General features: G+C 65.2%; 14 protein-coding genes. 6 read left to right on the top strand and 8 right to left on the bottom strand.

Annotation, left to right across the window (positions count from 1 at the left end; all coding sequences use genetic code 11):
• Window positions 1-11 precede the first annotated feature (11 nt).
• Window positions 12-845 carry a sugar phosphate isomerase/epimerase gene (locus AC1DWU_RS13040; protein WP_477150419.1) on the top strand — a complete coding sequence of 278 codons (834 nt, stop codon included), beginning with the start codon at window positions 12-14 and terminating at the stop codon, window positions 843-845.
• 88 nt (window positions 846-933) lie between these two features.
• A complete protein-coding gene (locus AC1DWU_RS13035) occupies window positions 934-1,629 on the top strand; it encodes a L,D-transpeptidase (protein ID WP_477150418.1) in 696 nt (231 codons plus the stop codon).
• On the opposite strand, the gene AC1DWU_RS13030 is transcribed toward AC1DWU_RS13035, so the two are convergent.
• Window positions 1,630-1,854, bottom strand: coding sequence for a hypothetical protein (locus AC1DWU_RS13030; protein WP_477150417.1), 225 nt, complete (start codon window positions 1,852-1,854; stop codon window positions 1,630-1,632). It lies immediately after the preceding gene.
• A gap of 134 nt (window positions 1,855-1,988) precedes the next feature.
• Here AC1DWU_RS13030 and AC1DWU_RS13025 point away from each other — a divergent pair, with 134 nt between their 5' ends.
• Entirely contained in the window at window positions 1,989-2,264 is a 276-nt protein-coding gene (locus AC1DWU_RS13025) for a hypothetical protein (protein ID WP_477150416.1), read from the top strand.
• Between the two features lie 48 nt (window positions 2,265-2,312).
• Here AC1DWU_RS13025 and AC1DWU_RS13020 read toward each other — a convergent pair whose 3' ends face one another.
• Both AC1DWU_RS13020 and AC1DWU_RS13015 read right to left on the bottom strand, forming a co-directional pair.
• Window positions 2,313-2,978 (bottom strand): YiaD family glycine zipper/OmpA-like lipoprotein, encoded by a 666-nt coding sequence (locus AC1DWU_RS13020; RefSeq protein WP_477150415.1) that lies wholly within the window; start codon window positions 2,976-2,978, stop codon window positions 2,313-2,315.
• A 132-nt stretch (window positions 2,979-3,110) separates the two neighbouring features.
• Entirely contained in the window at window positions 3,111-3,881 is a 771-nt protein-coding gene (locus AC1DWU_RS13015; protein ID WP_477150414.1) for an SDR family NAD(P)-dependent oxidoreductase, read from the bottom strand.
• 164 nt (window positions 3,882-4,045) lie between these two features.
• Here AC1DWU_RS13015 and AC1DWU_RS13010 point away from each other — a divergent pair, with 164 nt between their 5' ends.
• The gene (locus AC1DWU_RS13010; protein WP_477150413.1) at window positions 4,046-5,053 is read left to right on the top strand and encodes an endonuclease/exonuclease/phosphatase family protein; all 1,008 of its coding nucleotides are present in this window, start codon (window positions 4,046-4,048) and stop codon (window positions 5,051-5,053) included.
• A gap of 215 nt (window positions 5,054-5,268) precedes the next feature.
• Here the strand turns inward: AC1DWU_RS13010 and AC1DWU_RS13005 are convergent, their stop codons facing one another.
• Window positions 5,269-6,594, bottom strand: a complete 1,326-nt coding sequence (locus tag AC1DWU_RS13005) for a WS/DGAT domain-containing protein (protein WP_477150412.1) — start codon at window positions 6,592-6,594, stop codon at window positions 5,269-5,271.
• 382 nt (window positions 6,595-6,976) lie between these two features.
• Between AC1DWU_RS13005 and hemA the strand changes: the two genes are divergently transcribed.
• Window positions 6,977-8,257: a 5-aminolevulinate synthase gene (gene hemA / locus AC1DWU_RS13000; protein ID WP_477150411.1), complete on the top strand. Its 1,281-nt coding sequence runs from the start codon at window positions 6,977-6,979 to the stop codon at window positions 8,255-8,257.
• A 51-nt stretch (window positions 8,258-8,308) separates the two neighbouring features.
• Here hemA and AC1DWU_RS12995 read toward each other — a convergent pair whose 3' ends face one another.
• Together AC1DWU_RS12995 and AC1DWU_RS12990 are read right to left on the bottom strand one after the other, a co-directional pair.
• Window positions 8,309-8,908 (bottom strand): glyoxalase superfamily protein, encoded by a 600-nt coding sequence (locus tag AC1DWU_RS12995; protein WP_477150410.1) that lies wholly within the window; start codon window positions 8,906-8,908, stop codon window positions 8,309-8,311.
• 175 nt (window positions 8,909-9,083) lie between these two features.
• Complete coding sequence (locus AC1DWU_RS12990) at window positions 9,084-9,800, bottom strand: glyoxalase superfamily protein (protein ID WP_477150409.1); 717 nt, start codon at window positions 9,798-9,800, stop codon at window positions 9,084-9,086.
• Window positions 9,801-10,013: 213 nt separating this feature from the next.
• On the opposite strand from AC1DWU_RS12990, the gene maiA reads away from it, so the two are divergent.
• On the top strand, window positions 10,014-10,649 hold the full coding sequence (maiA, locus tag AC1DWU_RS12985; RefSeq protein ID WP_477150408.1) for a maleylacetoacetate isomerase: 636 nt from the start codon (window positions 10,014-10,016) through the stop codon (window positions 10,647-10,649).
• Window positions 10,650-10,833: 184 nt separating this feature from the next.
• Here the strand turns inward: maiA and AC1DWU_RS12980 are convergent, their stop codons facing one another.
• Window positions 10,834-11,472 carry a response regulator transcription factor gene (locus AC1DWU_RS12980; RefSeq protein ID WP_477150407.1) on the bottom strand — a complete coding sequence of 213 codons (639 nt, stop codon included), beginning with the start codon at window positions 11,470-11,472 and terminating at the stop codon, window positions 10,834-10,836.
• 295 nt (window positions 11,473-11,767) lie between these two features.
• The gene (gene mscL, locus AC1DWU_RS12975; protein WP_477150406.1) at window positions 11,768-12,196 is read right to left on the bottom strand and encodes a large conductance mechanosensitive channel protein MscL; all 429 of its coding nucleotides are present in this window, start codon (window positions 12,194-12,196) and stop codon (window positions 11,768-11,770) included.
• Window positions 12,197-12,282: the final 86 nt, after the last annotated feature.

Raw genomic sequence — 12,282 nt, 5'->3', positions numbered from 1 at the left:
GAGCGCTCGCGATGCAGAAGCTGCTCATCCTCCAGTCGCTCTGGTCCATGCTCGGCCTCAAGGGCGCGCCGCCCGAGCGGTCGCTCGAGGCCAATGTCGAGATGATCGCCAATGCCGGGTTCGACGGGTTCGGCACACTGTGGGTCGACCCGGACGAGGCGCAGCGCGCGGCGCGGCTGGCGAAATCGGCGGGACTGGTGGTCGAGGGGCTGTGCTTTCCCACCGATGTCGAGAGTCTGTTGCCGGCGCTTGAATGGGGCGCGGCGTTCGGCGTGCACCATATCAACATCCAGCCCAACCTTCGGCCGCGTACGCTGGCCGAGGCGGTGCGGATTGCCGAGGGCTGGCTGAAGATCAGCGAACAGGTGCCGTTCCCGGTCTATGTCGAGACGCATCGCGACCGGATGACCAACGACCTCCATTTCACGCTCGACCTGATCGCCGCCCTGCCCGAGCTGAAGCTGCTCGGCGACCTCTCTCACTATGTGGTCGGTCGGGAGATCGTCCTCCCCGTGTCCGACGAGATCGAGGCACAGATCGCGACGGTGCTGGAGCATTGCTGGGCCTTCCACGGCCGGGTGGCGAGCAGCGAGCAGGTGCAGCTGCCGCTGTCGTTCCCGCAGCACGCGCCATGGCTCGAGCAGTTCGGTACTTGGTGGCGGAACGGCTTTGCCGACTGGAAGAACCGGGCTGGCCCGGACGATGCACTGAGCTTCCTCTGCGAGCTGGGGCCGCAGCCTTACGCCATTGCCGGGGCGGACGGGGCGGACCTGACCGACCGTTGGGCGGAGTCGCTGCAGCTGCGCGACCTGGCGCGGGCGGCGTGGGGCCGAACGATAAATTGATCGACAGCCAACTTCGCGGCGCCATAATGGTGCGCAAGCTGAAGTAGTAGAACGTTCTGGTGGGCAGCCTTTTACGGGGGCGGGTTCCGTGCAGACAAAGACGATCGGCAATAACGGCCCGTCGCGGCGGGCGTTTCTTCTGGGTGCGGCGAGTTTCGGCGGGCTCGCGCTGAGCGGCTGCTCGGCAATGGTGGGCAGCCGGCAGATGACGCTGCCCAATCTGCTGCCGGCGGTGATCTCGCCCTACTACCTGCAGATCTACGGCGCGATGCCGGAAGAGCGGTACCCGGTGCCGGCGGTCAACCTCAACAAGGTGGATCAGGCATTCCTGCGGACCGAGGTGGACGACCCCACGGGTGAGCGGCCGGGCACCATCGTCGTCGAGACCTCGCAGCGCTACCTCTACCTGGTGCAGGACGGTGGCCGTGCCATCCGCTATGGCGTCGGGATCGGGCGCGACGGGTTCACCTGGTCGGGGCGCGGCAGCATTGGGCGCAAGGCGCAGTGGCCGACGTGGTATCCGCCATCGTCGATGATGCAGCGGCAGCCCGAGACGCGGGAGTTTGCGGGCGGCATGCCCGGCGGGCTGAACAACCCGCTGGGGGCGCGGGCGATGTACATCTATCGCGGCGGGGTGGACACGATCTACCGCATCCACGGCACGCGCGAGTACTGGAGCATCGGCAAGGCGGTGTCGTCGGGCTGCGTGCGGCTGATCAACCAGGACGTGATCGATCTCTACTCGCGGGTTTCCGTCGGCACGCCGATCATCGTCAACGGCTAGCTAGTCCCTTTGGCGCGTCATCGTCGCCTTGGGGACCGGGCAGTTCATCTTGCCGGTGAAGGGATCGAGCGTACAGGTCGGCCAGATGTGACAGGTCATCTTGCCGGTGAACGGATCGAGGGTGCAGTTTGGCGGGATGCTGTCGCTGTTGTTGCGCCCGGCGGAAGCGGGGCCGGCACCCAGGGTGGCAGCGAGAACGGCGGAAAGCAGAACGATGCGGAGCATGGTCGTGATCCTCTCGGCTGGTTCTATGCCGGTGATGCTGGGACGCGACGCCTGAACGTCGGCTGAGCGCGGTATTCAGCAGGAACCAAAGCGCCGGGACGGCCATTGAACACTAGCCACGGGAGGGGAATGGAATGGCTGCTGTGAGGACGAAAGGGACGCCGAAGGCGGCGCAAGTCGACCAGGTCATCGACGAGAATGGGATGCCGATCTCGCTGCCCGAGGACTCGTCGCTGCAGGTCACCCGCGATGTCGAGGAGACGATCGGCGCGACCGGGCCGACCAACTGGTGGCAAATGGGGCTGATCGGGGTGGGGATCGTCGTGGTGATCCTGCTCGGGTTCCAGTTGCTCGCCAGCAATACCCGCGCGCCGGTGACCGCACCCGCGGCAACGACGACCGCGCAATGAAAAGAGGCCCGGGACGTGCCCGGGCCTCGAACTTGATCGAAGTGAGACTCAGCCCTGGATGGGCGAGAGTTGGATTTCGACGCGACGGTTCTGCGCGCGGCCGGACTCGGTGCCGTTGGAGGCGATCGGATCCTCTTCGCCCTTGCCGGTGATGTAGAAGCGGCGCTGGTCGACGCCCTGGCTGGCGAGGATGGTCGCGACCGCGGTGGCGCGGCGCTGGCTCAGTTCCTGGTTGTAGCTGTCCGAACCCTGCGAGTCGGTGTGGCCGTAGACGTCGATGACGGTCTTGTTGAACTTCTTCAGCACGAGGCCGACCGAAACCAGGGTTTCGCTGAACTGCGGCTGCACCGTCGCCGAGTCAGTGGCGAAGGTGATGTTGGACGGCATGTTGAGGATGATCTGCTGGCCGACGCGGGTGACCGACACGCCGGTGCCCTGCAGCTGAGCGCGGAGCTCGGCTTCCTGCTGGTCCATGTAGCTGCCGATGGCCGCGCCGGTGAGGCCGCCGACGCCCGCGCCGATCAGCGCCGCAACGCGCGGGTCATTGCCGGTAGCAGCACCGATGATGCCGCCGACGACTGCGCCGCCGCCCGCGCCGATCAGGGCGCCGCCGGTGGTGTTCGAGAGCTGGCTCTGGCCGGTATAGGGATTGATCGAAGTACAGGCGCTCAGCGACAGGGCCGCGAGGCCGGCGATCAGAATCTTGGATTTCATGGACGTCCCCCGTAGGTGTGGCGCTGGTTCTCGCCACCGATTGCGGCAGCAAGGTGTTCACCTTCTGCCATTTGCCCGCGCCGACGTTAGATCAGGATCGCGTTGTGTTGAAGCGGTCCTTTTGCGGATGAATCAGCCGTGCGCCCAGCCACCGTCGACGAGGAAATCCTGGCCGGAGATCATCTTCGAATCGTCGGCAGCGAGGAACAGCACCATGCGGGCGATATCGTCAGGGTAGAGCCGGCCCTTCACCGGCTGGACCTGCTCCAGCATGGCGAACGCCTCGGGCGTGGCCCAGAGCTTGAGCTGCCGTTCCGTCATGATCCAGCCCGGAACGAGCGTGTTGGCGCGGATCCCGTGCTTGCCGTATTCGCGCGCCATCGAGCGCGACATGCCGTGGGCGCCCGCCTTGGCCGAGGTGTAGACGGTCAACTCGGGGGTGTTGGTCATCCAGCTGACCGAACCGAAATTGATGATCGAGCCCCTGCCCGCCGCGATCATCCCCGGCGCTACCGCCTGCGTGGCAAAGAACGCGTGCTTGAGGTTGACGGCCATGTTGCGGTCCCAGGCCTCGGGCGTCATCTCGGCAATGGTGTGCCGCGTGTCGTTGGCCGCGTTGTTGACCAGCGCCAGGGCCGGGCCGTGCGCCGCCTCGAAATCACGGATAGCGGCCTGGTAGGCGGCGATATCGGTGATATCGCAGCGGGTGAACTTCACCGTGGCACCGGCGGCGCTCAGTTCAGCGGCGAGCTTGTTGCCGGCCTCGTCGGCGATATCAACGAAACCGACCTTCGAACCCTGCTCGGCAAAGGCGCGGACCACGCCCTCGCCGATACCGGAGGCGCCGCCGGAGACGACGACGGGCGTGCCTTTGAGGCTGGGATAGATGGCGTAGTCGGACACGGAACCCCCCCGGGGAACTGTTGTTGGCGGGGGATTTAGCGTGAGGGACGGCGCGCGGCAAGGGAGACCCGTACGCGAGGGTACGCGGAGGCACGATTTGTCACCGGGAAGACATATCCGCTGGCTAGGGAGCGCTTCCCTCCCCCTCATGAAGTCCGCGCGCCATGTCCCTCGATCTCGTCAAGCCCGCCCAGATTGCCCTGCTCAATGGTCCGCCGCAGGCGGAGCGGGATCGACTCGATGCGCTGGAGCGCACCGAGGCCAACCATGCCGCGGCGATGGCCGGGCTCGAATGCCTGCAGCGGGTGGAGGCACCGGCGACGGGCGGTAGCGAGGTGCTGGCGTTTCCGCTGACCGTCGCTGCCTGGAACCTCGAGCGCTGCTATGCGGTGGAGCAATCCGCCGCGATGCTGAAGCGCGAGGGCGCTGGCATCGCGCTGCTGTCGGAGGTCGACAACGGCATGGCGCGGACCGGTCAGCGGCACACGTCGCGCGATGTCGCCGGGGAGCTGGATATGGCTTACGCGTTCGGGGTGGAATTCCTGGAACTGGAGCTTGGCGCCGAAGTGGAACTCGAGTTCTGCAAGGACAACTTCAACCGGCATGGTTTTCACGGCAACGCGCTGTTGGCCCGGACGGCACTGCAGGCGCCGGTGATGATCCGGCTGGAAGCGCATGGGCACTGGTTCACGCCCGAGAGCCCGGCGCGGCGGGTGGGCACGCGGTGTGCCATCGCGGCGAGCGTGATGACCACCGAAGGTCCGCTCTATGCGGTGTCGGTGCATCTCGAGAACCGCGGCGACGCTGGCTACCGCGAGGCGCAGGTGCGCGGGCTGATCGACGCCATCGACCAACTCGCGGGCGACACACCTGTCATCATCGGCGGCGACCTCAATACCGGGCTGGCGGACGGCGGCGACTTCGAGAAGGAGACGCTGTTCGCGCATGCCTATGGGTGCGGCTTCGAACGGCATGGCGGGCCGATCGGGCAAACGACGACACGACCGAGCCGGGTAAGCCGCGGCCCGCGCGGGACGTGGAAGCTCGACTGGTTACTGACGCGCGGGCTGGTGGTGGAGGAAAGTCGCATCGTGCCGTCGGTGGCGCCCGATGGCGAGGTGCTGTCGGATCACGACATGGTCGTGGCGACGGTGGCGGGGTTCGTTCGCTGAGACTGGATGTCTCGGCCATCTCTCCCCTTGTGGGAGAGAAAGCGATTTCTTGGGCTTAGCGTTTGCTAAGTCGTAGAAATCTCAAGAGGGTGGATCATGGGAGGCACGATGGCTCCGCGCCCCCTCTCTTGCGAAAACTAAGGGCTTAGCAAACGCTAAGCCCAAGTTTTCGCTTTCTCCCCCGCCAAGGGGGAGATGAGGCCGGTGGCCCTCAATCAGACCGAGTCGTCCTCGACGATCACCTTGCCGGTCGGCGCCACGTCCATGGCCTCGACCTTCTGCAGCAGCTGCTCGATCTTCTCGACATTGGCGATATGCCGCGTCTCCATCGAGAAGTTCAGCGTGATGTACTCGCGGCCGGGACAGAAGGTGCAGATGTTGGCCGCCGGGTGCCAGGCGCCGCAATAGATCGGCTCCATCATGCCGTGAGTCATCGGACCGTAAGTGCGGTGCGGCGGGACCAGGGTGAGCACAATGTGGATGCCGCCGTTGAAGCGCCAGAAGCGCTTGTTGGGCAGCGCAGGGACCAGCCGGTTCAGCGTGCGCAGCGACTTGAACATCGAGTTCATCATCACCTGGAACTTGGTGATGTCTTTCTTCTCGATCTTGTCGATGGTGTCGTCGACCTTGCGGACGTACTCGACGAAATCGTCGATCACCTCGAACTTGGCCTCGAGCGCACGGACGCGGAAGAAATCGTCATCGGCGTCGTGGCGCTTGCCATCGAGCATGGTGTAGGCGGCGCCGATCACCTTTTTCGACATGTGCCGATCCTCGCCCTCGCCGTTGAGGGCGTGGGTGACGAGCGCGAACATCAGCGAGCGCTGGCGCACGCCGAGCTTGTTGGCAAGCAGCCGCAGACGATGACGCTTCAGCGCCAGGGTCTTGAAGCCCCACGGCTTTTCGGCCGGAGCGAGAATGTTGGCGAGGGTGATGTACATGAAGGTCATGCCCCAGCCGCGGAGCGTGCCCTTGATGCGGGCGCCGAGGCCGACCTTGTTGGACTTGTCGGACATGACGCCGTGGCCGGCGGAGGCCGAGCGGGTGAGCAGCGCCGAGTCGGAGCCCTCGAGCAGCGCGTGGCTCGAGCGGACTTGGATCATCGAGGCGCGGCCATCGGCGTCGGGACCGCCGCGGCGGACGACGGCGGAGACGCGGAACAGCGGCAGGTCGTCACGCTCGAAGATATCGGGCGACTTCGACACCCACTTGTCGGGGTAGCCGTCGAACTCGTCGACTTCCTCGACATGGGTGATGGCATCGAGCAGGTGCTTGGGGAACGGCTGGCCGGGACGGGCGCCGACGAAGCCGTGGCTCAGCTGCGGGGCCAGCGCCACCATGTCGGCGACGAGATTGGCCAGCGAGTCCTTGGTGAAATGCGACTTCGAGGCGGCGGTGAAAAACACCGTGTCGCGCGCCTCGTAGAGAAACCACTGGAAATCGGTGAACAGCGCCTGCGGATGCTTGTTGACGGCGGCCAGTGCAAGATCGAGCACCTCCGCGTGGTCGTTGGCGAAGCTGGACGAAGAGAAGCTCTTCATGGCGGATCCCCCTGTTTCCGTATGGTTGATACTATCGGACGCCAAGGCCGGGTCAACGGAAAGGCATCAGGGCCGTTAATCCGGTTGGAACGGCTGTTAGGGCGCAACTGACACGACGGCGCTGAACCCATTCTGAACGGATCATAGCACCCGCTTCGAGAGCCACCTGTGACGCCCCGCGCACATCTGTTTGATTGGCAGTCGGCCCCTCATTGTTTAGGATGGTTCCAAGGTTCGCTGGCAAGGCTCAGTCCGGCCAATGACTTGTATTGGTCGCCGCGCGGCGAATTGACCTATGTCAATGCCGATGCCGCAGGACTAGCTATCGGTTCGCAGGTGGGTTCGCCACAGGGCGCATAGCCTGCACTTCGAGAGTGGGACAATGGACTATCGCGGGTTTTTCGAGGACGCCGTCGACACCTTGCGGCAGGAAAAGCGCTACCGCGTTTTCGCCGACCTCGAACGAATTGCCGGGCGTTTCCCCCGGGCCATCTTCCGGGACAATGCCGACAACCAGCGCGAGATCACCATCTGGTGCTCCAACGACTATCTGGGCATGGGCCAGCACCCAGTGACCATTGCCGCGATGCAGGACACCGCGGCAAAGCTCGGCGTCGGCGCTGGCGGTACCCGCAATATCTCGGGCACCAACCGCCCGCTGGTCGAGCTCGAGCGTTCGCTCGCGGACCTCCACCGCAAGGAATCGGCGCTGGTGTTCACCTCGGGCTTCGTTTCGAACGAAGCCGCGATCGCCACCATTGCGCGGCTCTTGCCGGATTGCGTGATCTTTTCCGACCAGCTCAACCACGCCTCGATGATCCAGGGCGTGCGCCAGTCGGGCATGGAAAAGAAGATCTTCCGGCACAACGACGCGGGCCATCTGCGCGAGTTGCTCGCCTCGGTCGACAAGAAGCGGCCCAAGCTGATCGTCTTCGAGTCGATCTACTCAATGGACGGCGATGTGGCGCCGATCGCCGAGATCTGCGACCTGGCCGAGGAATTCGGCGCGCTGACCTATATCGACGAAGTGCACGCCGTCGGCATGTACGGCCCGCGCGGTGGCGGCATTGCGGAGCGCGAGGGACTGATGGGCCGCATCGACATCATCGAAGGCACGCTGGCCAAGGGCTTTGGCGTGATGGGCGGCTATGTGGCCGCCAACCAGGCGATCATCGACGCGATCCGCTCCTATGCACCGGAGTTCATCTTCACCACCGCCCTGCCGCCGGCGCTCTGCGCGGCGGCCCGGGCTTCGATCGAGCATCTGAAGACATCGTCGGTGGAGCGCGAGGGTCAGCAGCGCCAGGCGCAGCTGACCAAGGACATTCTCGGCGATGCCGGCCTGCCGGTGCTGAAGACCGACACGCATATCGTGCCGATCATTGTCGGCGATGCGCGGCTGTGCAAAGCGGCGAGCGACATGCTGCTCGAAAAGCACAACATCTACATCCAGCCGATCAACTACCCCACCGTGCCCAAGGGCACCGAGCGGCTGCGCATCACGCCGACGCCGCTCCACACCGACGAGATGATCATCGAGCTGCGCCACGCGCTGGTGAGCGTCTGGGCCAGCCTCGAGCTGCCGCGCGAGCGGCCGACCGAGAAGGTCAGCTCGAACAAGCTGATGGGTGGGGATCTGACGCTGACGGGCGCTGGCGGCTGAGATAATCGCCTTCTCCCCTTGTGGGAGAAGGCGATCACCGAACCATTACGCCTAAACCGCCTCTTCCAGCCTGAACCCCCGTGCCCAGATCTCCCCGCTCCCTGCCAGTTGCAGCCCATAGCGGATCAGCGCCGCGGTTTCCGGCACCGCCATCACCACCTCTCGGCCGGTCCAGCCGAAATCGCCCCGTGCCGGCGTGTTCGCCACGTTGATCGGGCGGCCGTCAGCGGCGTCGAGCTTCAGCCAAATGGCGCCTCGCTCGACCGCCTTGCCCATCAGTTCGGCGCCGAGCCGCACTGTCTTGCCGCGCCAGGTGTCGGCCGGGATGGTTCGCATCAGGCCGCCGAACTCGTCGACATCGACGATGCCGTTGGGGCTGGTAGAGGCGACGCGCATGGCGTCCGGAATGTCGGGATCGAGGCCGGCGCGATAGGCGTTGCCACGGCCGATGCCGGTGAGGGTCCAGCCGGCCGGCAGGGTTGGTGGGGACTCTTCGAGGCGGATGCGGGCGGCGAGCGTGTTCCAGTCGGCAAAGCCGAACTGCAGCGCCACCAGTTCGAGGCAATCGGAGTGGCCGAGCTCGAGCTTCTTATCAGCGAGGCCCTGGCGGAGCGCGCGGGCCATCTGCTTGGCATCAAGGAAAGTCTGCATGGTCTGAACCTTTCACCGGGCAGCGATGAGGGTCAGTGCTCGCGTTGCTGACGGCTTGCCCGAGGTCAAACCACAAAGATGAAGTCGCGCGGTTCACCGTCCCCGAGGGGTGCGAGCGGCAGGCTGCACGGGCCTGCAGCTCAATGTCACCTTCGCGCGCTCGGAGTCAACGGCGTCACGCGGTGGGCCGCTCACCGCCGAAATCGAGGTTTGTGGGACGGCTCAGGTAGCGGGGCTCCGGCTCGGTGGTCGGCACGTGCTCGCCAACCGTTTCGAGGCTGAAGCCGCGAGCCCAAGCTTTGCCAGCGCCTTTCAGGAAGAAGCCGAAATGGAGGCTGGTGGCGGCTACCGGAATGTAGAGCACGATGTGGCGTTCGGACCAGCCGGTCGTGCCGGTGAGCGGGCCATCGGTCCGGCGCTTCAGCATGTTGTCGAAACAGAGCGGTTGGCCAGTCGTCGAGTCGGCGCGTAGCCAGATGGTGGCGAGATCGGCGTACTCGGTACGAAGCTCGGCGGCGAGACGGACCCGCTTGCCGCGGAAGTTGTCAACCAGCACCGACTGCATCAGCACGGCAGTTTCACCGGCAACACGGCCGATTGCCTCGTCGCGGTCGGGGCGGCTTTCGATCAGCGCGGTGCCCAGGGCCTTCGGATCGATGCCGAGACGGTAGTTCCGCTGGTCGGTATGGCTGGCGACGTGCCAGCCGGGCGGCAGCTCGAGCGGGGCGAGTTGGGCGGCCTCGATGCGCGCCGAAAGCATGTTCCAGTTGGCGAGGCCGAACTGGCGGGCGACGAGTTCGAGCGCGTCGGAGTGCGAAATCTCCTGGCCGCGTTCGGCGAGGGCATGGCGCAAGGCCTTAGCCATAGCCTTCGAGTCGAGAAAGGAATGCATGGTCTGATCCTCTGTCGGACAGCACGCAAGGTCAGTGCTCGCATTGCCGACGGGCCGTCCGTTGAGGGCTCAAACCCGGTAGATCAGTGGTGCATTCACCCTTCCCTTGCGGGCGCGAGCGGCAGGCTGCACCCGCCCTGGCGCTCAGGATAGCGATGGCGGTGCTGCTGTCAAATGCTGGACTGTGACAGCGCGGCGGGGGAAGGTTGGGGTATGCAGCTTCGTCTCCACTCCCGCTACCAGAACTCGGCCGGACAGCGCGTTCGTATCGTGCTGAACCTCAAGGGCATCGGCTACGAGTACGTGCCGGTGCCTTCCGCCAGTTCGCCCGAATATCGCGCCATCAACCCGCAGGGGCTGATGCCGGCGCTGGAGATCGACGGGCGGATCGTGGCGCAGTCGATGGCGATCATCGGGCTGCTGGAGGAGCTCTATCCGGAGCCCCCATTGCTACCGAACGATCCGATCGAGCGGGCGGAGGCACGGGCCTTTGCGCTGCTGATCGCAGCGGATCTGCATCCGATCAACAATAACCGGGTGCGGAAGTACCTGGCCGGACCGATGGGCGCGAGCGAGGCGCAGGTGGACGGCTGGTATCGGCACTGGGTGGCGACGGCGTTCGAGAGCCTCGACACGGCACTGGCGCGGCGGACACGGTCGACGCGCTATGGGTTCACCGATGCGCCCGGGTTGGCTGAGGCCTGCCTCGTGCCGCAGATGGCCAATGCCCGGCGGTTTGGGTGTGATCTGGCGCCGTATCCGCTGCTCCAGGCGCTCGACGCGGCTTGTCGCGATCTGCCCGAGTTCGTGGCCGCGCGCCCGGAGACACAGGTGGACTTTCCGGGGTAGGCGCTACGATCTCGGCGGATCCGAACGCTGGCGCGAGCCGCCCCCCTGTCCCCTTCTCCCTAAGTATGGGGAAGGAGACGCCTGGCACTGACATCGAGGTTATCGGCTCCCTCCCCCTGTTCAGGGGAGGGGACAGGGGTGGGGGTCGGCTACCGCCGACCGAAGCCCTGCACCCGCCGGCGCCTCAGCTCGTCAGCACGATGCGCATCAGATCAGCCGTGTTGCGGGCGCCGAGCTTTTCCATGACGCGGGCGCGGTGCACCTCGATGGTGCGGGGGGAGATGCCGAGTTCGCGGCCGGCTTCCTTGTTGGACTGGCCGTTGGTGATGAGCTGAAGCACTTCGCGCTCGCGCGGAGTAAGCTGATCGAAGCCGCGCACCTCGATGTGGCGGCGGCCGCCCGCAACGACGGCGCCGAGCTGGATGTCCTGCCTCAGCGCCTCGCGCACGGCGCGGACCAGGCGCTCGGAATCGATCGGCTTGGTGAAGACATCGGTGGCGCCGGCTTTCATCGCGAGCACGGCGGAATCGACCTCCGGCCGATCCTCCAGGATGAACACCGGCGTCCCCGTGCGCAGGGTTTTGACGCGCTTGAGGATCGCCAAACCGTCCTCGTTGCCGATGCGGATATTGATGATGGCGACGTCGGGCCGGCGGCGTTCCACGCCGCTCAGGAAATGCGCGGCATCGACCGAAAATGCGGTCTGGAAGCCCTCGAGCCGGAACAGGACGCTCAACGCCTCACAGGTGGAGGCGTCGGCATCGAGGATGTGGATCAAGCGATCCCGGTGCAGAAATGACGGATAGTAAAATGACTCAGTCACGACGTCCTCCGGCAACAAACGACGTAAAGACGAGATTGCGCGCTCTGGCTCAACGCGAGCCGGAAGCTCTGCGTGGACGCCGGGACGCACGATACAAGACGCTGTTCTTACGAGTATTCAGCCCACACCAACGCAACGAACTATCGTCGCGCACCATGCAACAACTGCCCGCACACTCCGATTAGAAGAACTACGTATGCGGGAGCCCTTAATGACGATAGGGATAAATGCCTGTGTGGCGCATGTCAAGGACTATTGTCCTATCTGATAGCAGAACTGGCGGGCGAGCTGGCGCTTACTTCTGCGCCTTGATCGCGTCGCGGATCTCCGTCAGCAGCTTTTCTTCCGTCGTCGGGGCCGGTGGGGCGGCGGGGGCGGCGGCTTCCTGCCGGCGGAGGCGGTTGATGCCCTTGACCACGAGGAACAGGACGAAGGCGATGATGGTGAACTTCACCACAGCGTTGATGAACAGGCCGTAGTTGATGGTGGCGACGCCGGCCGCCTTGGCGGCGGCGACAGAGGGCACCGGCAGGTTGTTGGGGTTGGAGATGACGAAGAACAGGTTCGAGAAGTCGATCCCGTTCAGGATCAGGCCAATGATCGGCATGAACAGGTCATCGACGATGGACGAGACGATGGCACCGAACGCCGCGCCGATGATCACGCCGATGGCCAGATCCATGACGTTGCCCTTCAAGGCAAAATCGCGAAATTCCTTGAACATGTCAGTCCCCTTGGTTGGCGGCGCCGACCGGCCCTCCCGTTGCGGCAAATGACCCCAAGCCGCGCCCTCACCGGAGTTTTTCCGCT

This window comes from Devosia sp. P2_G7 (assembly GCF_056403495.1).
This window is presented reverse-complemented; position numbering and strand designations above follow the sequence as displayed.

Bases quoted from the DNA above. Each gene is read 5' to 3' on its own strand.
- AC1DWU_RS13005 (WP_477150412.1), bottom strand. From the start codon at position 6,594: ATGAAGAGCTTCTCTTCGTCCAGCTTCGCCAACGACCACGCGGAGGTG.
- AC1DWU_RS13030 (WP_477150417.1), bottom strand. From the start codon at position 1,854: ATGCTCCGCATCGTTCTGCTTTCCGCCGTTCTCGCTGCCACCCTGGGT.
- hemA (WP_477150411.1), top strand. From the start codon at position 6,977: ATGGACTATCGCGGGTTTTTCGAGGACGCCGTCGACACCTTGCGGCAG.
- AC1DWU_RS13040 (WP_477150419.1), top strand. From the start codon at position 12: ATGCAGAAGCTGCTCATCCTCCAGTCGCTCTGGTCCATGCTCGGCCTC.
- AC1DWU_RS12995 (WP_477150410.1), bottom strand. From the start codon at position 8,908: ATGCAGACTTTCCTTGATGCCAAGCAGATGGCCCGCGCGCTCCGCCAG.
- AC1DWU_RS13010 (WP_477150413.1), top strand. From the start codon at position 4,046: ATGTCCCTCGATCTCGTCAAGCCCGCCCAGATTGCCCTGCTCAATGGT.
- AC1DWU_RS13025 (WP_477150416.1), top strand. From the start codon at position 1,989: ATGGCTGCTGTGAGGACGAAAGGGACGCCGAAGGCGGCGCAAGTCGAC.
- AC1DWU_RS12990 (WP_477150409.1), bottom strand. From the start codon at position 9,800: ATGCATTCCTTTCTCGACTCGAAGGCTATGGCTAAGGCCTTGCGCCAT.
- AC1DWU_RS13020 (WP_477150415.1), bottom strand. From the start codon at position 2,978: ATGAAATCCAAGATTCTGATCGCCGGCCTCGCGGCCCTGTCGCTGAGC.
- mscL (WP_477150406.1), bottom strand. From the start codon at position 12,196: ATGTTCAAGGAATTTCGCGATTTTGCCTTGAAGGGCAACGTCATGGAT.
- maiA (WP_477150408.1), top strand. From the start codon at position 10,014: ATGCAGCTTCGTCTCCACTCCCGCTACCAGAACTCGGCCGGACAGCGC.